20 protein-coding genes are annotated in these 22,223 nt (G+C 67.4%); 11 read left to right on the top strand and 9 right to left on the bottom strand.

From position 1 onward, the window contains the following. Nucleotides 1–981: dihydrolipoamide acetyltransferase family protein (locus tag N5E02_RS01950; RefSeq protein WP_279945778.1), on the top strand; the 981-nt coding region annotated here is incomplete at its 5' end. A 169-nt stretch (nt 982–1,150) separates the two neighbouring features. On the opposite strand, the gene N5E02_RS01945 is transcribed toward N5E02_RS01950, so the two are convergent. From N5E02_RS01945 to N5E02_RS01935, 3 genes are all read right to left on the bottom strand, one after another. Continuing rightward, the gene (locus N5E02_RS01945; protein ID WP_164230223.1) at nt 1,151–1,537 is read right to left on the bottom strand and encodes a VOC family protein; all 387 of its coding nucleotides are present in this window, start codon (nt 1,535–1,537) and stop codon (nt 1,151–1,153) included. Nucleotides 1,538–1,654: 117 nt separating this feature from the next. Next, nucleotides 1,655–2,362 carry a YafY family protein gene (locus N5E02_RS01940; protein ID WP_235649027.1) on the bottom strand — a complete coding sequence of 236 codons (708 nt, stop codon included), beginning with the start codon at nt 2,360–2,362 and terminating at the stop codon, nt 1,655–1,657. Next, on the bottom strand, nt 2,362–2,997 hold the full coding sequence (locus N5E02_RS01935) for an NAD-dependent dehydratase (RefSeq protein WP_065186555.1): 636 nt from the start codon (nt 2,995–2,997) through the stop codon (nt 2,362–2,364). The genes N5E02_RS01940 and N5E02_RS01935 overlap by 1 nt, the downstream gene beginning before the upstream one ends. 105 nt (nt 2,998–3,102) lie before the next feature. On the opposite strand from N5E02_RS01935, the gene N5E02_RS01930 reads away from it, so the two are divergent. Beyond that, on the top strand, nt 3,103–4,641 hold the full coding sequence (locus N5E02_RS01930) for a GGDEF domain-containing protein (protein WP_005419936.1): 1,539 nt from the start codon (nt 3,103–3,105) through the stop codon (nt 4,639–4,641). Between the two features lie 65 nt (nt 4,642–4,706). Here N5E02_RS01930 and N5E02_RS01925 read toward each other — a convergent pair whose 3' ends face one another. Then, complete coding sequence (locus tag N5E02_RS01925) at nt 4,707–5,633, bottom strand: DUF808 domain-containing protein (protein ID WP_279945777.1); 927 nt, start codon at nt 5,631–5,633, stop codon at nt 4,707–4,709. A gap of 162 nt (nt 5,634–5,795) precedes the next feature. On the opposite strand from N5E02_RS01925, the gene N5E02_RS01920 reads away from it, so the two are divergent. Further along, nucleotides 5,796–7,487 carry an AarF/UbiB family protein gene (locus tag N5E02_RS01920; RefSeq protein WP_329953217.1) on the top strand — a complete coding sequence of 564 codons (1,692 nt, stop codon included), beginning with the start codon at nt 5,796–5,798 and terminating at the stop codon, nt 7,485–7,487. Nucleotides 7,488–7,731: 244 nt separating this feature from the next. Next, nucleotides 7,732–9,837, top strand: coding sequence for a phosphoglycerol transferase I (locus N5E02_RS01915; RefSeq protein WP_111129211.1), 2,106 nt, complete (start codon nt 7,732–7,734; stop codon nt 9,835–9,837). Between the two features lie 591 nt (nt 9,838–10,428). On the opposite strand, the gene N5E02_RS01910 is transcribed toward N5E02_RS01915, so the two are convergent. Together N5E02_RS01910 and N5E02_RS01905 are read right to left on the bottom strand one after the other, a co-directional pair. After that, entirely contained in the window at nt 10,429–12,849 is a 2,421-nt protein-coding gene (locus N5E02_RS01910; RefSeq protein WP_171957632.1) for a DUF3772 domain-containing protein, read from the bottom strand. Nucleotides 12,850–12,938: 89 nt separating this feature from the next. Continuing rightward, nucleotides 12,939–13,187 (bottom strand): hypothetical protein, encoded by a 249-nt coding sequence (locus N5E02_RS01905; RefSeq protein WP_005419952.1) that lies wholly within the window; start codon nt 13,185–13,187, stop codon nt 12,939–12,941. Nucleotides 13,188–13,369: 182 nt separating this feature from the next. On the opposite strand from N5E02_RS01905, the gene N5E02_RS01900 reads away from it, so the two are divergent. From N5E02_RS01900 to N5E02_RS01890, 3 genes are all read left to right on the top strand, one after another. Further along, on the top strand, nt 13,370–13,864 hold the full coding sequence (locus N5E02_RS01900; RefSeq protein WP_005419954.1) for a lipocalin family protein: 495 nt from the start codon (nt 13,370–13,372) through the stop codon (nt 13,862–13,864). 12 nt (nt 13,865–13,876) lie between these two features. Next, entirely contained in the window at nt 13,877–15,085 is a 1,209-nt protein-coding gene (locus N5E02_RS01895) for an FAD-dependent oxidoreductase (protein WP_164093445.1), read from the top strand. A gap of 125 nt (nt 15,086–15,210) precedes the next feature. Next, nucleotides 15,211–15,693 (top strand): hypothetical protein, encoded by a 483-nt coding sequence (locus N5E02_RS01890; RefSeq protein ID WP_065178855.1) that lies wholly within the window; start codon nt 15,211–15,213, stop codon nt 15,691–15,693. Nucleotides 15,694–15,897: 204 nt separating this feature from the next. On the opposite strand, the gene N5E02_RS01885 is transcribed toward N5E02_RS01890, so the two are convergent. Continuing rightward, nucleotides 15,898–16,332: a PepSY domain-containing protein gene (locus tag N5E02_RS01885; RefSeq protein ID WP_065178854.1), complete on the bottom strand. Its 435-nt coding sequence runs from the start codon at nt 16,330–16,332 to the stop codon at nt 15,898–15,900. 145 nt (nt 16,333–16,477) lie between these two features. On the opposite strand from N5E02_RS01885, the gene N5E02_RS01880 reads away from it, so the two are divergent. The 3 genes from N5E02_RS01880 to N5E02_RS01870 are packed head-to-tail and all read left to right on the top strand — an operon-like array spanning nt 16,478 to nt 18,743. Continuing rightward, nucleotides 16,478–16,768, top strand: coding sequence for a PepSY domain-containing protein (locus N5E02_RS01880; protein ID WP_049403791.1), 291 nt, complete (start codon nt 16,478–16,480; stop codon nt 16,766–16,768). Beyond that, nucleotides 16,768–17,427, top strand: a complete 660-nt coding sequence (locus N5E02_RS01875) for a response regulator transcription factor (RefSeq protein ID WP_095378378.1) — start codon at nt 16,768–16,770, stop codon at nt 17,425–17,427. Before N5E02_RS01880 ends, N5E02_RS01875 begins: the two co-directional genes overlap by 1 nt. Continuing rightward, on the top strand, nt 17,424–18,743 hold the full coding sequence (locus tag N5E02_RS01870) for a HAMP domain-containing sensor histidine kinase (RefSeq protein ID WP_279945776.1): 1,320 nt from the start codon (nt 17,424–17,426) through the stop codon (nt 18,741–18,743). The genes N5E02_RS01875 and N5E02_RS01870 overlap by 4 nt, the downstream gene beginning before the upstream one ends. Nucleotides 18,744–18,875: 132 nt before the next feature. Here N5E02_RS01870 and N5E02_RS01865 read toward each other — a convergent pair whose 3' ends face one another. Further along, nucleotides 18,876–19,196 (bottom strand): DUF6122 family protein, encoded by a 321-nt coding sequence (locus N5E02_RS01865; RefSeq protein WP_005411369.1) that lies wholly within the window; start codon nt 19,194–19,196, stop codon nt 18,876–18,878. Nucleotides 19,197–19,240: 44 nt separating this feature from the next. Beyond that, nucleotides 19,241–21,130 carry an arginine decarboxylase gene (gene speA, locus N5E02_RS01860; protein WP_049417051.1) on the bottom strand — a complete coding sequence of 630 codons (1,890 nt, stop codon included), beginning with the start codon at nt 21,128–21,130 and terminating at the stop codon, nt 19,241–19,243. A 191-nt stretch (nt 21,131–21,321) separates the two neighbouring features. Between speA and speE the strand changes: the two genes are divergently transcribed. Then, nucleotides 21,322–22,173 carry a polyamine aminopropyltransferase gene (speE, locus tag N5E02_RS01855; RefSeq protein WP_111175846.1) on the top strand — a complete coding sequence of 284 codons (852 nt, stop codon included), beginning with the start codon at nt 21,322–21,324 and terminating at the stop codon, nt 22,171–22,173. The last annotated feature ends 50 nt before the right edge of the window (nt 22,174–22,223 follow it).

Raw genomic sequence — 22,223 nt, 5'->3', positions numbered from 1 at the left:
GTGGTCGGCGCGATGCAGAGCTCCAATGCCGTGCACGCCGAGCAGGCGCTGGCCGTCGGTGGCGTCAAGGCCGTGCCGGCCGTGCGTGCGATGGCGCGCAAGCTGGGCGTGGACCTGAGCCGCGTGGCCGCTACCGGCACCGATGGTGCGGTGACCATGGCCGACGTCAAGCAGGCCGCCGCCAACGGCACCGCCAAACTCGGCGCCGCCCCGGCACCGGTTGCCGCCGCGTATGCCGCGCCCACCCCGGCGCAGGTGTCTGCCCCTGTGCAGAGCGAAGCCCGCACCCCGCTGTCTGCGGCCGGCAAGCCGATGCGCACCCAGCCGCCGGGCGTGGTCGCCAAGGGCCAGCCGGAACCGCTGAAGGGCGTGCGCCGCAACATGGCCCGCGTCATGGCCGATGCGCACAGCAAGGTCGTGCCGACCACGCTGAACGACGACGCCGACATCCACGCCTGGCTGCCGGGCAACGACGTCACCGCCCGCCTGGTTCGCGCCATCGTCATTGCCGCACAGAAGGTGCCGGCCATGAACGCCTGGTTCGACGGTGAAGCGCTGACCCGCACCCTGCACGCCCAGGTGGACATCGGCATCGCCGTGGACACCGACGACGGCCTGTTCGTGCCGGCCCTGCGCAATGCCGACATGCTCGATGCACGCGGCATCCGCGAAGGCGTCAACCGCCTGCGTGAGCAGGTGGAATCGCGTTCGATCGCCGCCTCGGAACTGAGCGGCTACACCATCTCGCTGTCCAACTTCGGCATGTTCGCCGGCCGCTACGCGACCCCGGTCGTGGTGCCGCCGTGCGTGGCCATCGTCGGTGCCGGCCGTGCCCGCCACCAGATGACCCCGGTGATGGGCGGCGTGGAAGCGCACAAGGTAATCCCGCTGTCGGTCACCTTCGACCACCGCGCGGCTACGGGTGGTGAAGCCGCCCGCTTCCTGCGCGCGATGATGGACGACCTGGCGCTGGCCAGCTGATCGGCCCCCTCTGAAACACAGGAAACGCCGGGCAATGCCCGGCGTTTTTTTGTGCCGCTCTATTGTAGAGCCGAGCCCTGCTCGGCTGCCTTGCAATATATCCACGTCATGCGTGGATGAAGGCAAGAAGCAAGCCGAGCATGGGCTCGGCTCCACAGATCGCCTGCGATCAATCGCGCGCGACCATACCCTCGGCACGGCTGTACACACGCAGGCGATGACCATCCGGATCGGCGCCGACGAAGGTGTGGCCGAATTCCAGCGTTGTTGGTGCCTGCAGGATCTGCACGCCCAACGCGCGCCACGCATCGTGCATCTGCTGCACGGCGTCGGGGTTGGCGACCACCATCGCCAGTTCGGCGGCACCGGCCTGCGCGGACACCGGAGGCTGCACGTCATCGCGCTGCCACAGGCCGAGTGCGGCACCATCACCGAGCAGGAACAGCGCAAAGCCGGGCGACTGTTCAACCGGTGGTTTGCCGAGGATGCCACTGTAGAAGGTTGCGCTGATGGCGACGTCGTGCACGTACTGCAGCAGGGTGCTGGGTGTGAACATGGGGAAGCTCCGTTGTTGGGAGCATTCATGGTGGTATGGGCCTGCTGACACATTCTGTCAGTAGAGGGGACTACCGGTAGAGTCGACTCTCCCCCCCGCTCTCGGCTGTTGCTGTGGTTATGAGCGATCCAGCCAGTCGGGTGCAATGCCCTGCGCCTTCTGCCAGCGCCGCCGCAGGGTGGCGCGCGGCACGCGGTAGCGGTCCTCCAGCACACGCACCTGACGGATGCGATCCAGCCGGAAATGGCGGAAATCCTCGCGGTGCTCGCACCACGCCGCCAGCATCGGCACCTCATCGAAGTAGCCCAGCGCGAACGGCCAGACGACGCGCGCGCTGCGCTGGCCGTGCGCATCCTCGTAAGCGAACTTCAGGCGCTGCTGCGATCCCACGGCTTCGCGCACGGCCTGCAGACGCGCGGGGGGAACCTTGCTCCCCGCGCGCGAAGGGCCAACGCGCAGGCCACTGTCACGCAATGCCTCGCGGCGTGCCGCAGGCAACACATGGGCGATACGCGCCAGGGCATCACGTGCGGCCTCGGCCAGCGCCGGCTCGGTGCGCGCGGCGACCCAGCGCAGGCCCAGCACCAGCGCGTCGATCTCGGCCGGTGGCAGGGTCATGGGAGGCAAGGTATCGCTGGGTGCCAGCTGGTAGCCGACGCCGGCCTCGCCACGCAGGTCGGCGCCCTGCTCGCGCAGGGTCTCGATATCGCGGTACAGCGTGCGCAGGCTGATGCCCAGCGCTTCGGCCAGCGCCTGCCCGGCCACCGGCCGTCGATGACGGCGCAGCAGCTGCAGCAGCTGGGTCAGGCGCAGCGCTCGCGACATCAGCCGACCAGCGTGCTCGACGCCACCACGTGCTCGCCCGGCTGCGGGGCCAACGCAGCCTCGACCAGCGCCCTGGCAATCTCGGTGGCCGGATTGATCCGCCACGCACGCGGCAACACCGGTCCCAAAGCACCCAGCACCGTCAGTGCCAGGCGTTCGCCGCGACGCACCTCGTTGCGCTCGCCCCCGATCAGCCCTGGGCGGACCAGGGTCAACGAGTTGAATCCCAGCGCGCGCAGGTCACGCTCCAGCTCGCCCTTCACCCGGCTGTAGAAGATCGACGACTGTGGATTGGCGCCGGCTGCGGAGTTCAGCACAAAGGCCTGCGCACCCTGCGCCTGCGCCAGGCGGGCGAACGCCAGCGGATAGTCGTGGTCGATACGGTGGAAGGCCTCGCGGCTGCCGGCCTGGGCGATGGTGCTGCCCAGCGCGCAGATGACCGCGTCAACGCGCGCCCATTCTGGCGAAGTGGGCAACGCGTCGAATGCCAGCACCGGGTTCTCCAGCTTCCCGTGAGTCAACGCCAGGGGGCGGCGGGTCGGGGCAACCACGGCGCTGCAGCGCGGGTCGTCCAGCAGCCTGCGCAGGGTCAGCCCACCGACCAGGCCGGTCGCCCCCAGCAACATCACGCGCATCACCACCTCCACTGCGGCATCCTGTCGCCCATCCTAGCCGTTCAAGCCCTCGGCGGCCGCGCCGATATGCTGGAACCAGTCCCTGCCAGCCCCAGGATTCGCTCCATGACGGACCAGCCCGACCACCGCCCTGCCCCCGGTACCGCCCTTGGGCCGCCGGCACGCGTGCGCGCGGTGGTGGACGATGGGCGGGGTGACCGCGTAGTGCTGCAGGGCGGCGGTGGCGTGGCGCTGCAGCAGCTGTTCGCAGGCGCCGATGCGCCGGAACCGCTGCTGGCGGCGTTCGCCAACGGAATGGCCACCCTGCCCGGCGAACTGGGCGACATGGGCGACCGCCTGCAGTCCGCACAGGCCAGCGCCGATTGGCCGCGCTATGGGCGCGCGATGCGGCAGCTGATCGACAAGTACATCCGCACCATCGAGCAGCATTCGCCGGACGGGCAGCCGGAAAGCCTGCGCCTGTCCGAGCAGCTGCGGCTGCTGCTGGGCGGTGCGGTGGTGGCCCTGCTGCAGCACGACCCGGACCTGCGCGAGCAAGCGCAGGCGCTGGCCCTGCGCCTGCGCCAATGGCAGCCGGGCACGGCCCTGGAACCCATCGAACAGGGCGTGCGCGAACTTGGCCACCAGGTCGGCGTGCGTGCCGAAAGCTGGCAGGAGCAGCAGGCGCTGCTGCTGGAGCTGTTCGCGCTGCTGCTGGAGAACGTCAGCGAACTGCTGGATGACCGCAGCTGGCTGCAGGGCCAGATCGCGGCGGTACGCCAGTTGCTGGACGGTCCGTTGGAAGCGGAAGCGGTCGAGCGCACCCGGGCCGAACTGCGCGAAGTGATCTACAAGCAGGGGCTGCTGCGCCAGGGCATCGACGATTCGAAGGCGGCGATGCGCGGGTTGATGGGCGAGTTCATCGAGCGCATGGATGGCATGGCCACCAGCACCGGCGAATACCACGACCGCATCGGCAGCTACGCGTTGCAGCTGCGCGAGGCGCGCAGCATCGCCGACCTCAACCAGCTGCTGCAGGAGGTGATGCGCGATACAGGCAAAGTGCAGCAGCAGGCCGCACAGGCCCGCGATCACCTGGCCAATGCGCGGCAGGAAGTGGAGCGCGCAGAGCAGCGCATTGCCGAGCTGGAGCAGGAACTGCGCGCCGCTGGTGACCTCGCACGCATCGATCCACTGACCCAGGCGCTGAACCGCCGTGGCCTGGACGAACTGCTGGAGCGCGAGCTGGCCCGCGCCGCACGCAACAACTCACCGCTGGGCGTAGCGGTGATCGACCTGGATGATTTCCACCAGACCAACGACGCGCATGGGCATGCCGGTGGCGATGCGTTGCTGCAGCACCTGGTGGCCGTGTGCAAGCTGCTGCTGCGCGCCACCGACGGCATCGCACGGCTGGGCGGCGACGAGTTCGTGCTGGTGCTGCCGGAAACCCAGGGCGCCGACAGCATGGCCACCGTGCAGCGCCTGCAGCGCTCGCTGGCCCATCGCGTGCTGACCGTGCAGGACCAGCGCGTGCCGGTGCATTTCAGCGCCGGGCTGGCGCAATGGCAGCCCGGCGACGATACCGAGACCCTGCTGCGGCGCGCCGATGACGCGCTGTATGCGGCCAAGCGGCAGGGCAAGAACCGCGTGCAGGCGGGGTGATCGTGGAATGGGGTCAGATCCCTTTTCCAACGGGAAAAGGGATCTGACCCCGAGGGTCTACGGGCTTATTTACCGCGCAGCTTCTGGAACCCGGTCACCGCTGCCAGCACGATGGCGCCGGCGATGATGCCGACCACCATGTTGCCCACCGCGCTCACCAGCCAGCCCCACTGCCCTTCGCCGCCCAGCGCCTGCACCGCGTGGTGCAGGGCCGGCACGTTGTGCACCAGGATGCCGCCGCCGACCAGGAACATGGCGATGGTGCCGGCCACCGACAGGAACTTCATCAGCCACGGCGCCGACGCCACCAGCCCGCGACCGAAGGCGGCAATGGCACCGCCCTTGCGCGACAGGTACAGCCCAACGTCATCGAGCTTGACGATGCCTGCCACCAGTCCGTAGACGAACACGGTCATCGCCAGTGCGACCACGCTCAGCGTGAGGATCTGGTTGGTGAACGACGCAGTGGCGACCACGCCCAGGGTGAGCACGATGATCTCGGCCGAAAGGATGAAGTCGGTGCGGATCGCGCCCTTCACCTTGTCCTTCTCCCACGCGACCATGTCCACCTGCGCGTCAGCCAGCGCCTTGCGGCGTTCGGCCTGGCGTTCGGCATCGTCGTCGGAGGAATGCAGGAAGCGGTGCGCCAGCTTCTCCACGCCTTCGAAGCACAGGAAGGCACCGCCGATCATCATCAGCGGCACGATCAGCGGCACGTTCCAGCCGCGGCTGCGCAGCCAGGCTTCCAACGCACTGATCGCCAGGGCCGCCGGCACCAGGATCACCTTGTTGACCAGCGAGCCCTTGGCCACCGCCCACACCACTGGCAGCTCGCGGTTGGCGTTGACCCCGGTCACCTGCTGCGCGTTCAGCGCCAGATCGTCGCCCAGCACACCGGCGGTCTTCTTCGCGGCGACCTTGGTCAGCACCGAGACATCGTCGAGCAGGGAGGCGATATCGTCGAGCAGGGCGAACAGGCTGGCACCGGCCATGGGGCGTCCAAGAGAGGGAATGCGCCGATTCTGACCGATCCGCCGGTCTCTGCGATAGCCGCGGGGTTCACCGCATGCCCACCTTCCCCCGGCGACACTGCCGAATCCGGACATTGCCGGCCAGCGCCCGGCACTACCGTCCTTGCCGCATGGGAGTTACGCTTGAGCAATCCGCCCACCGCCAATGGCAATCCCCCGCTGGTCAAAGGCATGAACCGGCGCAGCCAGATCCTGCGCCTGCTGATGCGCTACCGCCATTCGGGCGTTTTCTCGGGCATGAACCTGGACGTCGCCAGCAACCAGGCCGACGTGCCCGCCGATGGCAACCCGGAACAGTTCGTCAGTGACCTGGAGGCCCTGGGGCCGACCTTCGTCAAGCTGGGCCAGATGCTGTCCACCCGCCCGGACATGGTGCCGGTGGAGTTCGCCACCGCCCTGGAGCGCATGCAGGAGAAGGTGGCGCCGATCCCGGTAGAGCGCATCCACGCCATCATCGAGCAGGAGCTGGGGGTGGGGGTGAACAAGCTGTTTGCCTCGTTCGATCCCGAGCCGTTGGGTTGTGCGTCGATCGCGCAGGTACATCGCGCGGTGCTGCACGATGGCCGCCAGGTGGCAGTGAAAGTGCAGAAGCCCGAAGTGGCCGCGCAGCTGCGCTCGGACCTGGAAGCGCTGCGCAGCTTTGCGCTGGCCGCCGATCACCTGACCCAGGTGGGCCGCCGCGTGCGCCTGCGCGACTGGCTCAACGAGTTCGCAAAGACCCTGATGCAGGAGCTGGACTACCACGCCGAGGCCGAGAACCTGGCACGCTTCGGACGGCATCTGCGGCCCTTCCGCCGCCTGTGGGTACCGCAGCCGATCTGGGACTACAGCAGCCAGCGCGTGCTGACCATGGAGCTCGCCACCGGCGTGCGCGTGGATGCGATCTCTGGCGTGCGCCGCACCGAGCAGGACATGGATCCGCTGGCAGCGGCGCTGATCCGCGGCTATCTGGACCAGATCTTCGTGCATGGCGAGATCCATGCCGACCCGCACCCGGGCAACCTGCGGGTGATGCCCGATGGCCGGCTGGCGATCTTCGACCTGGGCATGGTCGCGCACATGCCGCCGCGCCTGCGCGAGCGGCTGCTGAAGATCCTGTTCGCCGCCGTCGATGGCCGCGGCGAAGAAGTGGCCGACGATCTGATCAGCATCAGCACGCGGCTGGAGGCCTTCGACGAAGAGCGCTACCTGCGCGAGACCGGCCAGCTGATCGCGCGCTACGCCGCCAGTGGCAGCTTCTCCGAAGGCCGCGTGGTGCTGGACATGGTGCGCATCGCCACCGCCTGCGGCCTGCGCACGCCGCCGGAACTGAGCCTGCTGGGCAAGGCCCTGCTCAACCTGGAAACCGTGTGCCGGCTGCTGGCACCGGAGCTGGACACGCGCCGCATCGTCGAGCGCCAGCTGCAGCACGTGATGCGCGCGCGCCTGAAGAAATCCCTGTCGGCGGCCAACATCGCCAGCGAGGCGATGGAGCTGCAGCAGCTGCTGCGCGATGGGCCGCGCAAGCTGTCGGACATCATGGCGCTGCTGGCCGAGAACCGCCTGCAGATGAAGGTGACCGGGCTGGAAGAATCGCGATTGATGGAGAACCTGCAGAAGATCGCCAACCGCGTGGCGGCCGGCATCATCAGCGCCGCGTTGATCATGGCTGCGGCAATGATGATGAAGATCGACACCGACTGGCACCTGTTCGGCTATCCCCTGATCGCACTGATACTGCTGTTGATCGGCGTGGTGCTGGGGCTGGGCATCGTTACCAGTGCATTGCTGTTCGATCGTCGCGCGCGGGCGCGCGAGGAACGCGGGCACCGCTGATGCATTGGCGAAAAGCCGCGTATTCATGCGGTTTTTAATGCAATCCAACGAAGCCTTTCACGCTCGTTTTACCTTCGCGGCGTGATTGCGCGCGCGTCATTCCAACAAACATTTCAGTCAGGTTCGTGCATGCACTATCGGGTCATCGGCCTGTCATGTGGATGTGCTTGCAGCAGCGCCGGTCGGATGGACACGCGTCGGTACGACGTCCATCACCACCACCCCGTCACTGCCGAAGCTGCCTATGCTCTGGATACTGCTGCTGTCGTTGTTGCTGCTGTGCTGGCTGTTCCTCGCGTCCGACAAGTGGGTGTGGTGGAAGGCCGGTGCATTCTCGCTGCTACTGCTGATGCTCAGCGCGTGGTGGCTGATCGACAAACTGTCCGGGGATGGGCTCAACGCCGCCACGCTTTATCACCTCGGCGCCGACATGGAAGGCGCTGGTGTCTCCGACTTCAAGGGCTACATCGCCGGCTTCATCGTGCTGGCGCTGGTCTCGCTGCTGCCGCTGTTTGCCACGCGGGTGAAGCGCTGGCGCCGGCCCGGCCACGGTGGTGCGCTGTTCGCCGGTTTCGCGACCGTGTGGGTGGCCACGATCCTGATCAGTCCGCTGGCCCGTGACGGCCAACGCCTCTACCAGCAGCTGCGCCCGGTCGATTTCGCCCGCATCGCCCCCGAGTACCAGGTGCCGACGCAGCCGTTGCAGCGCCCGCGCAACATCGTATGGATCTACGGCGAGAGCCTGGAACGCACCTATCTGGACGAGGCCGTGTTTCCCGGCCTGATGCCCAACCTCAACCGCCTGGCGTCCGAGTCGCTGGACGTGCGTGGCCTGGCCTCGGCCGAAGGCAGCGGTTGGACCATCGCCGGCCTGGTGTCGTCAATGTGTGGCGTGCCGCTGACCACCTCGCAGGGCGACGAGAACAGCATGGACCGCATGGGCAGTTTCCTGCCCAAGGCGGTGTGCCTGGGCGACTACCTGAAGCAGCAGGGCTACACCAACCATTACCTGGGCGGCGCCAACGGCCAGTTCGCCGGCAAGGGCCAGTTCCTGGCCAGCCATGGCTTTGACGAAGTGCATGACCTGGCATGGTTCAAGCAGCAGAAGAAGATCGGCCGCATCCACTACTCGGCCTGGGGCGTGCACGACGACGTGCTGCTGGACACCGCCTACCAGCGCTTCGAGCAGCTCTCACGCGCCGGTTCACCGTTCATGCTGACCACGCTGACCATGGACACCCACCACCCGGCGGGCCACCTGCCGGTGTCGTGCAAGGGCGAGCGCTACCGGAGCGGGTACGGCAACATCGGCCTGCTCAATGCACTCAAGTGCACCGACCGCCTGATCTCACAGCTGGTCGAGCGTATCCAGGCCAGCCCGTATGGGAAGGACACGCTGATCGTGATCGCCTCCGACCACCTGGCGATGCCCAACGACCTCAGCCACGTGCTGGCCAAGCAGAAGCGCGAGAACCTGCTGCTGTTCCTCGGCGACGGCATTGCCCCGCAGCAGCTCAGTGCCGACGCTGGCACCACCCTGGATTCCGGTGCGACCCTGCTCAGCCTGCTGGACCCGAACCTGAAGACGATGGGCTTTGGCCGCTCGCTGATCGACCCGCAGCGCGCGCCCAGTGCCAGCGTGGCCGCGCGGCGCGATGATGGCCGCGACTACCCGCAGTACCTGGCCTTCGCCCGTTCGCTGTGGCTGGGCCAGCCGACCCGCGAACTGAAGATCGATGGCGATGACCAGGTGGTCGTTGGCCTGCAGCACGTGCAGCCGCCGGTGCTGCTGGAGTACGACAAGGAGTGGGGCTTGAAGTCGGTGTACCTGGAAAACACCTCGCGCCAGTTCGATGATGCCAACCCGGACAACACCCTGGCCTACGTCGACCGTTGCACCGCGTTCGAGGACGGCTCGGCCGATGGTGACTGGTGCGCCCTGCTCGTCAACCGCGACAACGGCTTCAAGCTGTACCGCGACAACGACCTGCGCGGTGGCATCGCGGTGGATGCACCGCTGGATACGCTCCAGGGCCCGCGCCCGAGCGTGCGCCAGGCACACATGATCACCCAGAAGGGACGCCGTACGCGTGCCGGCCAATACATGCTGCAACTGGTGGCGAGCACGCGCCCGGACCGCGGTTTCTGGATCGAAGCGGTGTCCTCGCAGCGCAAGGTGGTACTGGCCCAGCAGTGGGTACAGCCCGATGCCAACGGCAAGATCAACGTGTCGTTCGGGTTGGATCACGAAGTGGACGATCTGGAGATCCGCGCGTGGTTGAACCACGCCGAGAAGCTGGCGGTGGATACGTTCGCACTGGTGCCCTCGCGCAGCCGACCGCGGGGGTAGGGCTATTTGCAGGGCTGCGCCCTGCACCCGCTACAAACCGGAGCAACGGCAACAGCGACAGCGTGCATTCCGTGGTTGGGCGGGGCGGTGTCGGAGTGCGGGGACGCCGTAAATCCGTCCCTGGAGGCTTGGCAGCCGCATCCATGCGGCTGACACCCCGCACTCCGACACCGCCCCACCTCTGACAGAGTCCTGCGGCTGTCGGTAGGTGTCGACCTTGGTCGACACTTTTGTCAGATATCGAAATCAATCTGGGGTCAGATCCGTTTTCCTCCGGAAAACGGATCTGACCCCAAGATCGTTCCAACAGATCGCGGAAAACTGTCGAAGGCGGGGTGGGTCCGGTTGCGGGGGCGTGAGCCGCATGGATGCGGCGACCGAGCTTACATGGGTGAGGGCGCTTCGCTTGCGAAGCACTGCTTCGCAAGCGCCCGAACGCGCAGCCGCCAGCGGCTGGGCCGGGCCCCGGAGGGGTACTTGCAGCGTCCCCCGCAACCGGACCCACCCCGCCATCCCACAGGAAACCAGCTTTTGCCGTTGCCGTTGCTCCGGCTTGTAGCGGGTGCAGGGCGCAGCCCTGCAAAGAAACCCCTACTCCTGCGGATCGCGGATGATGTGGATGTCGGTCGGGGTCGACAGCGGAATGTTCCGCTCGGCCAGGATCTGCAACAGGCTGAAGTACAGGTCGCTGCGGGTGGCGTACACCTGCCGCGGGCTGGCCACGTAAGCGAAGCTGTTGATGGTGATCTGGCCACCGGCAATGCTGTCGATGTAGACCGTCGGTGCCGGCTGTTTCAGCACGTTGGTGTGCGCGGCGTACGCATCCAGCAGCGCCTGCCGCAGATTGCCGACATCCGTGCTGGGCGGCACCGCGAACTGGATCTGGATGCGGCCCTGGTTGTTGCCCATCGTCATGTTGCGCACGGTCTTGGTGACCAGCTCGGAGTTGGGCACGATCAACGTCGACTTGTCGCCCACCTGGATCTCGGTCGATCGCAGGCTGATGCGGCGGATGTCGCCCTCCTGGTCGCCCAGCTTCACCCAGTCGCCGATCTTCACCGGCCGCTCGGCCAGCAGGATCAGGCCGGAAACAAAGTTCTGGGTGATCACCTGCAGGCCGAAACCGATACCCACCGACAGCGCGCTGACCAGCAATGCCAGCTTGCTCAGCTGCAGGCCCATCGCCGACAGCGCCCAGATCACCGCGATGATGATGCCCACATAGCGGGCAACGGTACTCACCGAATTGCGCGCGCCCAGATCCAGCTCGGTCTTGGGCAGGTAGGTGTCGGTCAGCCAGCGCTGTACCAGCTGGGTAACGGCCAGGCCAGCCAGCAGCACCAGCACCGCCAGCACGATGCGCACCGGCTCCAGCTTGGTTCCGCCAATGTCGAATCCAGAGGTGAACAGCGAGGAGAAGCGGTCCACCACCGCGCCGATGTTGCCGAACGGTGCCACCAGCGCCAGCAGCGCGATCAGTACGACGATGGTGCGCAACGCCGCCGACAGCAGCACGCCCGCCTGTTCCAGCCGCGATACGCTCAGGCCGGTGCTGAGCAGGATGGTCTGGCCGACCTTGCTGTCGGCGTTGAGCATCCAGGTGCTCAGGTCATCGACGAACTTGAACAGCAGGGTTGCGGCCAGCACGACGATGCTGCCGCCGATCAGCTGCTGGTTCACGAACTTGGCGAAATTTAGGTAGCCCAGCAACGTGGCAACGATGGCCGCCACCACCGCGATATTGCCCGCTACCCGGGCCAGCACCAGCCAGCTGCTGCGGCGCACGGGCGTGGTTGCCCCCACGCCATCGGCCTGTGCTTCCAGCTTGGCCTCGGCCTCGGCGGTCTGCCGGCGATGCAGGCGCGCCAGGGTCACCAGCATGGCCATGATCAGGCCGAGGTAAGTCAGGGCAATCAGGCCGTCCAACGCCACCGTGGTGACGTCGCTGGTGCGCGTAGCCTGGTCGAGGGCCACCAGCACCGTGCTCAGCCAGGCCAGCGCCGCCGCGCCCCAGGCATATTTGCGCAGCTTCAGCGCGGCGGTGTCGTCCAGGTTCAACAGCCGCCATGACGGGCGCTTGGGCACCAGCAGGCAGGCGCTGAGCGCGGCAATGAACGCCGCACGGAAGGTGGCGGTCTCCAGGCCGTCGGCCACGACCTGCAAGCGCGGCGCGATGGCATCGATCGCATCCAGCGCCGCCATCAGTACCACCACGGCATAACCGGGCAGCAGCGTGCCCACCAGCAGCAGCCACATCGCCAGGCCAGACCGGCGCAGTCGTCCATCAGGCGCGCGCTCGGACGCGGCGAACTGCCGCCCCAGCCTGCGCAGCCACAACCGCAGCGGGAACATCATCACCAGCGCGGCCAGCAGGCCCAGCAACGGCGTGCCCCAGCCATGGGTGCGGATGCCGGCCACCAGCGCGTCACGCCCCTGCTCGGCCAACGGCGCAACGCGCGCGATATCGATCGGCAGGCGCTCGGCCACCTTGCTCCACAACGCAGGCGACAGCGGCGAGGCGACCTTCTGGCCCAGTTCTTCCGTACGTTGTGCGGTGCGCTGCTGCTCGATGTCCGCCGCCAGCTGCTGTGCACGCACGGCACTGGCCTTGGCCTGCGCTACCGACGCGGCCAGGCCGTCGCGCTGCCTGGTTATGGCCCGTCGCTGCGCTGCCAGCTCCGGCGGCTCCGTGGTGCCCTCGGCAGGCGTCCCCAGCTGCGCCAGCTGCTCGTTGATGCGATCCAGCTGGGGCTGCAGTGCCTTTTCCAGTGCCTCGGCGTCACGCCGTGCCTGCGAGGCATTCTCGGACAGCATCGCCAGCGTCTCGGTGGCTTCCGCATCGCCACGTTTGCGCTCGACATCCTTCAACCGCGAATCGATGTCCGCCAGCTGTTGCTTGGGCGTGGGGTCCTCCTCCTGCGCCAGCACCGGCGCGGACAGCAGGAAGGCAGTGCACAGCAGCAGGGCCCACCAGGGCCCTCGTGCACGGATCGATCGCAGGAAAGAAGACACGCAGCCACACCGGTTCGCGCGGACCACCGCGCCTGCGCGCGACTATACGGCAGAGGCGGTAAAGGACGGATGGGGGACGCGCAGCAGTATCAGTACTTCAGGCGCAGCTCTTCCACGGTCGGCTGCTGCAGCGCGTACCAGTCCTGGAACTCTTCCTCGGTGATCTCATCGGGCGCATATACCGCCACCGGGTGCCACTCGTGGTCGGTCGGCAGTGGCTGGCGCGGGCCGGCCCGCAGGCTGTAGCTGACGCCCTCGTAGTCGACCAGATCATCGACCTGCGGCCACTGTTCGCGTGCGAACGCGGATTCACTCTTCAACAGGATCACCTGGTACATCGGCACCTCCACCTTGGTTGGATCAGGAAAACACGGCGCTGGCGGCAGGATACCGCCATGCCGGTGACAACAGGCACGTCGCAGCGGCGACGGATCGTTCTGGACACGGCCATCGCCCCGGCTTCACCCGCCCATGGCGAGCCCATCGGCATCGTGGAGGCCCGCCCCTGCCACGATGACCGATGACCGAGCACCCGCCGCTGAAGACCGTCGCCGACCTCAAGCTGCCGCGCTACCTGGGCACCTGGTACGAGATCGCGCGCCTACCGATGCGCCACGAGCCGGAAGGCTGCACCGATGTGTCGGCGCACTACACCCTGCTCGACAACGGCAATGTCGGCGTCACCAACCGCTGCCGCATGGACGGCGAGATCGAAGAGGCCACCGGCGAGGCCTGCGCCGTCGACAACGACAGCGCGCGCCTGGAGGTCAGTTTCCTGCCCAAGGGCCTGCGCTGGCTGCCGTTCGCCAAGGGCGACTATTGGGTGATCCAGGTCGCCCCGGACTACAGCGTCTCGCTGGTCGGCAGCCCGGATCGCAAGTACCTGTGGCTGCTGGCGCGCGAGCCACGCCTGGACGCGACCGTGCAGGACCATTATCTGGCCGCGGCCCGCCTGCAGGGCTTCGATCTGTCCGAACTGATCCAGACCCCGCATACCGGCCACCCCACCGCCTGAGCACGACCACGCATGGACCTGAAAAGTGGCTACCCCTGGTGGGCAGTGCGCAACGGACTGCTGCAGGCCTTTCCCCCGCTGGAGCAGGATCTGCGCTGCGACGTGCTGGTGGTCGGTGGCGGCATCACCGGTGCGCTGATCGCCGACGAACTGTCCGCCCACGGCCACGAGGTGGCGGTGATCGAGCAGCGCGACATCGGCTGGGGCAGCACGGCGGCCAGCACCGCGCTGTTGCAGTATGAGATCGATACCCATCTGCTGGAACTGGCCGAGCGCTATGGCAAGGATGCCGCCGCCCTGGCCTACCTTGCCTGTGCCGACGCGATCCCGGCGCTGGCTGAAGTGGCACGCGGGCTGAAGGAGGTGGACTTCCGGCAGATGGACAGCCTGTACCTGGCCAGCCGGCGGCGCGACGTGCCGCGCCTGATGGCCGAAGGAGCTGCACGCCGTGATATTGGACTGGACGCGCGTTGGCTGGACCGCGAAGCCCTGCGCGAACGCTTCGACGTGGATGCCGGCGGCGCCCTGCTGACCCGCCAGGCGGCGCGGGTCGATCCCTACTGCCTCACCTACGGCCTGCTCAAACGAGTGCGCCGTCGCGGCGGCCATGTGCACGACCGCACCGTGCTGCACACGCTCAAGCCTGGCGCGCAGGGCGTAACCGCGATGACCGAGGCCGGCGCCACGGTCCGTGCCCGCCACGTGGTCCTGGCCATGGGCTACGCCAACCAGCGTTGGCTTGAACAGCGGGTCGCGCGCAACCGCAGCAGCTACGCCTTCATCACCGACCCGATCGATGCGGACACGCTGGGCCGGCTGCAGCGCACGATGGTGTGGGAGAGCGCACGCCCGTACCTGTACCTGCGCGCCACCGGCGACCGCCGCCTGCTGGTGGGTGGGCTGGACGACGCCATCGATATCCCGGCGCGGCGCGACCGGCGCGTGCAGCGCAAGGCCGAAAAGCTGATGGATCAGCTGCTGCACTGGTTCCCGCAGCTGGACCCGGTGCCCGCCTTTTCCTGGGCCGGCACCTTCGCCGAAACCGCCGACGGCCTGCCCTTCTTCGGCCCGCACGCGCAGTGGGGGCCGCGGGTCCATTTCGCCATGGCCTACGGCGGCAACGGCATCACTTATTCAATGATCGGCGCCCAACTGCTGCGCGCCCGGATCGAGCGGCGCAGGCATGCGCTGGAAGGGCTGTTCGGGTTCGGGCGGTTGTGACCTGCAGCCGGCCGTGGCCGGCTCTACCCCAATCCGGGGCCGACAGGCATCATTCAAGCAACCCCTGCTAGCGTCGGCCTGTACCGCCGCGTGTTGCGTGGCCACCTGTTCGCTGGAGCGCCGTCATGATCCGCCCCCTGACCCTGCTGCTGTGCCTGGCCCTGCCGGGAACCGTGCTGGCCCAGTCCGCCGCCGGCGCCACCGCGCCGCAGGCTGCCGGCCTGGACCTGACGCTGCCGCAGGCGCCGCTGCGCTACCTCAACGACCCGGCCCTGCAGCAGGACCCGCCCGGCACCTATTACGGTGACAAGAGCGGCCCGCGCGTGCACGACGACGCGAAGATCGCCGACGTCACCGACGACAAGGTCAAGGTGTCGGGCAGCTTCACCACCGGCATCGGCTATTCCAAGAACGGTGGCAACAGCCACTACAACGCGGCCACGCTGAACCTGAGCAAGAACTACACCACCGATGAGGGCAAGACCCACGGGGTCAACGTCAACATCCACGTGAGCGAAGGCAAGGGACCGGGCTTCTTCGGCCCGTATGGCGGCTATTACGGCCGCGGCCCGGGCTATTGGGACTACCCGCCGCCGTACGGCTGGTAAGCTCCGCGCCGGGCCCGGGCCGACCCAGGTGGCCGCTATCGCTGCGTACGCTTGGTAGATGTCGACCTTGGTCGGCACGCTTTCTCCCCGTGTGCCGGCCAGCGGCCGGCATCTACCGGTACCTATGCCCGGTAGGTGTCGACCTTGGTCGACACGCTTTCTCCCCGTGAGCCGGCCAGCGGCCGGCACCTACCGGCACGCGAATCAATCCAGCCAGCCATCGCGCTCGCTGTGCAGGATGCGGCCGTCATAGCCGCTCAGGCGCACCTCTACCTTCTGGTTGCGGGCATTGCGGGCTTCCAGCGACCAGGTCGCACCATCGCGTTCCAGCGAATGGATCTCGCGCAGGCCATGCGACTGCGCCCGTGCCAGCACCTGCTCGGTAGTCAGCAGCGCGCGGCCGCTGTGCTCGTCGAAGATCTCGCCGGTCTTCGGGTCCACGTAGACCTCGCTGAAGCGGCCATCGGCGCGGCTCACGTCAGCCTCCCACAGGCCATCATCGCGTTCGATCTCGTGGATCTGGGTGTAGCCGGCCTTGCGCAGGGTCTGTTCAACCTGGGCCATGCCCAGCGGCGCGGCCTGTACGGCCGGCGCGACGGCAAGCAGGGCAACAGTGGCGAGGGTGAGCGACTTCAACATGGGGGTTCTCCTGTTCGTGGCCGGACCATCCCGGCAACGCCACGATGCATGGCCCGGTTAACAGCGCCTTAGCCGTGGCTGTTAGCCGGCTGTTAGTCATCCCCGCCACACTCGCGCCTGTACCCCTCTCTCTTTCCTTACCCGCATGCTCGCCACCCTGCCCCTGCTGCTGGCCCTGGCCAACGCCCCGACCGCCGCCGCGCCCCTGCAGGACCCGGCGCAGCAGGTCGCGCGTCGCGCCGTGCAGCAGGGCCGCTACGTGCCGCTGGAGAGCGTGGTGCGCGATGCGCTCAAGCGCTACCCGGGCCAACTGCTGGAAGTGGAGCTGGACGACGGCGTCTACGAAGTGGAGATCCTGCGCGGCGACGGCGTGGTGGTGGAGCTGGACTATGATGCGCGCAGCGGAAAGCTGCTGAAGACGGAGCTCGACGACTGATGCGCATCCTGTTGGCCGAAGACGATGCCGCACTGGCACAGCGCCTGGTGCCCCTGCTGGAACAGGCCGGCTATGTGGTGGCGGTGGTCGCCGACGGTCGCCAGGCCGAGGAGATCGGCCAGATCGAGGACCTGCAGGCCGCCATCGTCGACCTCGGCCTGCCCGGACTGGATGGACTGAGCGTGATCGAGCGCTGGCGCGGCAATGGCCGCAGCTTTCCGGTGCTGGTGCTGACCGCGCGCGGGCGCTGGCACGACAAGCTGGCTGGCTTCGATGCCGGTGCCGACGACTACCTGACCAAACCGTTCCAGGCCGACGAACTGGTGCTGCGGCTGCGCGCCCTGATCCGCCGCAGCCATGGCCACGCCAGCCCGCGCCTGCACTGCGGCCCGCTGCAGCTGGACGTCAACGCCGGTCGTTTCGAGCTGGACGGCAAACCGTTGCCGCTCAGTCCGCAGGAGTTCCGGCTGCTCAGCTACTTCATCCATCACAGCGGCCAGGTGATCGGCCGTGATCGCCTCGGAGAACAGGTGTTCGACGGCGGCCATGACCCGGACTCCAACGCACTGGACGTGCTGCTCGGACGTGTGCGCCGCAAGCTCGGCATCGACCTGATCCAGACCGTGCGCGGCCAGGGCTGGCGGCTGGCCGCGCCGTGAGCCGGCAATCATCGCTGCGACGGCGCCTGCTGCTGGCTGGCGGCGTCGGCCTGCTGCTGGTCTCGCTGCTGGCCAGCGCGCTGCTGGGCGAGCTGTTCGAGCGCAGTGCGCGTGACCGCCTCGACCACGAACTGCAGCAGGATATGCTGACCCTGCTGGCGCAGGCCGAAGTGGATGCGGACGGACAGCTGCGCCTGCGCCAGGAACCCAATGACGCACGCTTCCAGCGCGTGTTCTCCGGTGCCTACTGGCAGATCGCCGGGGCCGATGGCCGCGTGTTGCTGCAGTCGCGCTCGCTGTGGGATGAAACCCTGCCGGCGCCGGTTGCCGAGCCGGCCACCCGCAACCTGGCCGGGCCGCTGCAGCAATCCCTGCGCGCACGCGTGCAGCAGGTGCGCCTGCCACGCGCCAGCGAACCGTTCGTAGCCGTGGTCGCCACCGATCGCAGCACACTGGATGCGGATGTTGCCGCGTTCCGCAACCGCACCGCCATCGCCCTGGGCGTACTGGTTGCGGCGTGGCTGGCGGTGCTGGCCAGCCAGGTGCACTTCGGCCTGCGCCCACTGCATCGCCTCGGTGCGCAGCTGGAACGGGTACGCCGCGGTGATGTGCAGCGCATCGACACGCAGGAGCTGGGCGCGGAGGTCGCACCGCTGGGGGAAGAACTCAATGCACTGCTGGACCACCAGCAACGCATGGTCGCGCGTGCGCGCACCAGTGCACAGGATCTGGCGCATGCGCTGAAAACCCCGCTGAGCGTGCTGGCCACCGAAGCTGACGGCGATGGCGCGGACTGGCGGGCGACCGTGCGCGAGCAGAGTGCGCGCATGCAGGCCAGTGTCGACCGTTACCTGGCTGCAGGACTGGCCGCCGACCATCGCCAGCGCACCGACGTGGCGGCCGTCGCACAGGCGATGTGCCGGCTGATGGCACGCGTGCATGGCGAACGTGGCATCGCGTTCACGGCGGCGGGCATCGATCCGACGCTGCAGTTCGCCGGTGCCAGCGCGGATCTGGAGGAGATGCTGGGCAACCTGCTGGACAATGCCGGGCGCTGGGCGCAACAGCAGGTCACTGTCGAAGCGGAAACCAGCGAAGGGCAGCTACGCATCGAAGTGCGCGACGATGGCCCCGGCCTGGCCGCAGACGCGCTGGAACGGGTCACCCAGCGTGGCGTGCGGCTGGATGAGCGCGTGGGCAGCAGTGGATTGGGGTTGGCGATCGTGGGCGATATCGCCGCCAGTTATGGCGGACGCGTGGCGCTGGAGAATGTGCAGCCGGGCCTGCGCGCGACGTTGTGGTTGCCGGTGGCGTGAAGCGACCAACCTGACGGTGGGTAGTGCCGGCCGCTGGCCGGCAACCACGTGGTCACAGGGAACGCCCAGCGGAAGCCGGCCAGCGGCCGGCTCTACCAAGCGCCAATCCGACCGGTCGCCGTGCATCAAGCATCAACGGTGATGCATCCACCAGCAATCAATTGCGTCCAGCACGATGTGGATGATCAGACCGATGCCGAACAACCGCGTTTTCTTCGGCACGCACAGCCCGGCATAGACCGCAATGGCCGGTGCGGTGTGCAGCGGATGGAAACCAATGCTGCAGCGGTTCGGTGCATAGATCGGGTCGGCCAGCAGATGGTCCAGGTCGATGATCCAGCCCAGCAGCATCAACAACCACGCCGAGGCGAAGCGCTTGCGCCAGAACAGCCATGCCAGCAACGCTGGCACGGCGGCATGCAGGAACAGGTGGAAGATCGCGCGCGCGCTCATCGGGGCCGGTAACGCCGGGCCTATGCCCGGCATTCCCGTTTACCTCAGACCAACGGCTCGTCGGAGAGGTAGGTATAACCGGTCAGGCCGGCTTCCAACGCTTCGGACAGTTCCTGCGCGCGTTCCGGTGACAGCTGCGCTGCAGCCACGCGCTGCGCATAGGTCGCCCGCAGTTCGTCCAGGCGGTAACCCACGTAGTCCAGCATCACGTCGGTGGTATCGCCACGGCGCTGCTGGGTAATGGCATAGCCATCGGCATCGGCCAGCACTTCCACCGCGTCGGTATCGCCGAACAGGTTGTGGATGTCGCCCAGGATTTCCTGGTAGGCACCGACCATGAAGAAGCCGATGCGGTAGCTCTCGCCCGGCTTCATCTTGTGCAGCGGCAGCGAGCTGTCCAGGCTCTCGTTCTCGACATAGGTTTCCACCATGCCGTCCGAGTCGCAGGTCATGTCGGCGATGATGCCGCGGCGGTCCGGGGTCTCGTCCAGGCGCTCGATCGGCACGATCGGGAACACCTGGTCGATCGCCCACACGTCCGGGATCGATTCGAACACGCTGAAGTTGACGAAGTACTTGTCGACCAGGCGCTCGTTCAGTTCGTCCAGCACCGGGCGATGGCTCTTCTCGTCATAGCTCAGGCGCGCACGCACGCCGTGGGCGATGGCATAGAACAGATCGTCGATGCGTGCACGCTGCGGCAGATCGATCTGGCCCAGCGCGTAGCTGGCCAGGCCTTCGGCATGGAAATGCTGGGCTTCCTGGAACAGTTCCACCGCCGGGCGCACGTCCAGCTCGTCATGGATCTCGCGCAGGTGGCGGATCGCCGCCGGCTCGTCATCGTGCTGGTCCGGCACGCGGCCTTCCTGCGCTTCTTCTACTTCCGACACATTGGCGATCAGTACCGCGTGGTGCGCGGTCATCGCGCGGCCGCACTCGGTGACGATGCGCGGTGGGGTCAGGCCGAACTCTTCGCAGGCATTGGCCAGCGGCTGCACGATGTTGCTGGCGTAGGAATGCAGGCCGTAGTTGATCGAGCAGAAGCTGCGCGAACGGGTGCCTTCATAGTCCACGCCCAGGCCACCGCCCACATCGACGTGGGTGATCTTCGCGCCCAGGCGCGACAGCTCCACGAAGTAGCGGGTGGCTTCGCGCATGCCGTTGGCGATGTCGCGCACGTTGGAGATCTGCGAGCCCATGTGGAAGTGCAGCAGGTTCAGGCAATCGGCGTACTCGGTGTCACGCAGCGACTTCCACAGGTCCAGCAGCTGGCGCGGCGACAGGCCGAACTTGGCCTTGTCGCCACCGCTGTTCTGCCACTTGCCGGCGCCCAGCGAGGCCAGGCGCATGCGCACGCCCAGGCCCGGCTTCACGTCCAGCGCCTTGGACTCTTCCAGCACCAGCTTCAGCTCGGACGGCTTCTCGATGACGATGAAGGTCTGCAGGCCCAGCTTGCGGCCGATCAGGGCCAGGCGGATGTACTCGCGGTCCTTGTAGCCGTTGCAGACGATCAGCCCGCCCGGGCGCGACAGCGCCAGCACGGCCATCAGCTCGGGCTTGCTGCCCGCTTCCAGGCCGAAGCCCTCGCCGTGGTGGCTGGCCAGGGTGCCGGCCACGCCGCGGGTCTGGTTGACCTTGATCGGGTACACGGCCGTGTAGCCGCCGCTGTACTCCCAGTCCTGCTGGGCCTGGGCGAAGGCCGCCTGCAGCTTGCCCAGGCGCTGGCCGAGGATGTCCGGGAAGCGCACCAGCAGCGGCAGCTTGGCGCCCGCCGCCCGCGCCGCGTCGACCACCTTGGGCAGCGACACCACCGGGCCGTCCGCCCCGGTCGGTCTCACCACCATGTGCCCGGCCTGATCCACGTCGAAGTAACCGTCCGCCCAATGCGGGATCGAGTAGGTCTTGCGGGCTTGGTCGAGGGACCAATCGGTCATTTCAGTCGGCCTTGTTGGCAATAAAAGGGGGGGCATGATAACGCCTATGTGCCCACAGGTTCGTTATCATGCGCGCCCGCGCCCGTGACAGGTTCCAACCTGAACGGGCCGATCCGTCCGGATGTGGCATCTGTGCCACGCGGCCCCGCCCGCCAGCCCGGCTCCACCCCTCCGAACAGGACTGTTTTCCCATGACTGACAGCAACAACTGGTACATCGAACACTTCGAGCGCACCGGCTCGGCCATCGGCTACCGCATCACCGGCAAGCTGGACGAGGTGCAGTCGCCGTTCCAGAAGATCGAGATCTTCCAGACCACCGACTGGGGCAACCTGATGACCATCGACGGGGCCATCATGCTGACCAGCAAGGACAACTTCTTCTACCACGAGATGATCAGCCACCCGGTGCTGTTCACCCACGCCGCGCCCAAGCGCGTGGTGATCATCGGTGGCGGCGACTGCGGCACCCTGCGCGAAGTGCTCAAGCACACCGGCGTGGAGAGCGTGACCCAGTGCGATATCGACGAGCAGGTCACCGTGATGGCGCGCAAGCACTTCCCGGAACTGTGCGACTCCAACGACGACGCCCGCGCCGAGCTGCTGTTCGACGACGGCGTGGCCTACATGGCCAACTGCCCGGCCGGCAGCGTGGACGTGGTGATCGTGGACTCGACCGACCCGGTCGGCCCGGGTGAGGGCCTGTTCAACAAGGCCTTCTACGAGAGCTGCTTCAAGGCCCTGAAGGACGACGGCATCCTGGTGCAGCAGTCCGAGTCGCCGCTGATGCAGCTGGCGCTGATCAACGAGATGCGCACCGAGATGGGCAAGGCCGGCTTCGGTTCGTTCAAGACCCTGCCGTTCCCGCAGCCGTGCTACCCCACCGGCTGGTGGAGCGTGACCATGGCGCGCAAGGGCGACAGCAGCTTCGACTTCCGCCAGGCCGACTCGGCCGCCAAGACCTTCAACACCCTGTATTACACCGCCGCGCTGCACACCGGCGTGCTGGTGACCCCGCCGTTCGTGCAGGCGGCGTTGAAGTAAGGCGTGCCGACCAACGGTCGGCACCTACCCAATGAAAAACCCGCGCTGGC

Source organism: Stenotrophomonas sp. GD03777, assembly GCF_029842485.1.
Taxonomy (GTDB): Bacteria; Pseudomonadota; Gammaproteobacteria; order Xanthomonadales; family Xanthomonadaceae; genus Stenotrophomonas; species Stenotrophomonas sepilia.
The sequence above is the reverse complement of the archived record's forward strand: the minus strand, read 5'-3'. Positions and strand labels throughout refer to the sequence as shown.

Bases quoted from the DNA above. Each gene is read 5' to 3' on its own strand.
- N5E02_RS01895 (WP_164093445.1), top strand. From the start codon at position 13,877: ATGGACCTGAAAAGTGGCTACCCCTGGTGGGCAGTGCGCAACGGACTG.
- N5E02_RS01940 (WP_235649027.1), bottom strand. From the start codon at position 2,362: ATGTCGCGAGCGCTGCGCCTGACCCAGCTGCTGCAGCTGCTGCGCCGT.
- N5E02_RS01900 (WP_005419954.1), top strand. From the start codon at position 13,370: ATGACCGAGCACCCGCCGCTGAAGACCGTCGCCGACCTCAAGCTGCCG.
- N5E02_RS01930 (WP_005419936.1), top strand. From the start codon at position 3,103: ATGACGGACCAGCCCGACCACCGCCCTGCCCCCGGTACCGCCCTTGGG.
- N5E02_RS01945 (WP_164230223.1), bottom strand. From the start codon at position 1,537: ATGTTCACACCCAGCACCCTGCTGCAGTACGTGCACGACGTCGCCATC.
- N5E02_RS01935 (WP_065186555.1), bottom strand. From the start codon at position 2,997: ATGCGCGTGATGTTGCTGGGGGCGACCGGCCTGGTCGGTGGGCTGACC.
- N5E02_RS01885 (WP_065178854.1), bottom strand. From the start codon at position 16,332: ATGTTGAAGTCGCTCACCCTCGCCACTGTTGCCCTGCTTGCCGTCGCG.
- N5E02_RS01875 (WP_095378378.1), top strand. From the start codon at position 16,768: ATGCGCATCCTGTTGGCCGAAGACGATGCCGCACTGGCACAGCGCCTG.
- N5E02_RS01915 (WP_111129211.1), top strand. From the start codon at position 7,732: ATGCTCTGGATACTGCTGCTGTCGTTGTTGCTGCTGTGCTGGCTGTTC.
- N5E02_RS01925 (WP_279945777.1), bottom strand. From the start codon at position 5,633: ATGGCCGGTGCCAGCCTGTTCGCCCTGCTCGACGATATCGCCTCCCTG.
- N5E02_RS01890 (WP_065178855.1), top strand. From the start codon at position 15,211: ATGATCCGCCCCCTGACCCTGCTGCTGTGCCTGGCCCTGCCGGGAACC.
- speA (WP_049417051.1), bottom strand. From the start codon at position 21,130: ATGACCGATTGGTCCCTCGACCAAGCCCGCAAGACCTACTCGATCCCG.
- N5E02_RS01865 (WP_005411369.1), bottom strand. From the start codon at position 19,196: ATGAGCGCGCGCGCGATCTTCCACCTGTTCCTGCATGCCGCCGTGCCA.
- speE (WP_111175846.1), top strand. From the start codon at position 21,322: ATGACTGACAGCAACAACTGGTACATCGAACACTTCGAGCGCACCGGC.
- N5E02_RS01880 (WP_049403791.1), top strand. From the start codon at position 16,478: ATGCTCGCCACCCTGCCCCTGCTGCTGGCCCTGGCCAACGCCCCGACC.
- N5E02_RS01905 (WP_005419952.1), bottom strand. From the start codon at position 13,187: ATGTACCAGGTGATCCTGTTGAAGAGTGAATCCGCGTTCGCACGCGAA.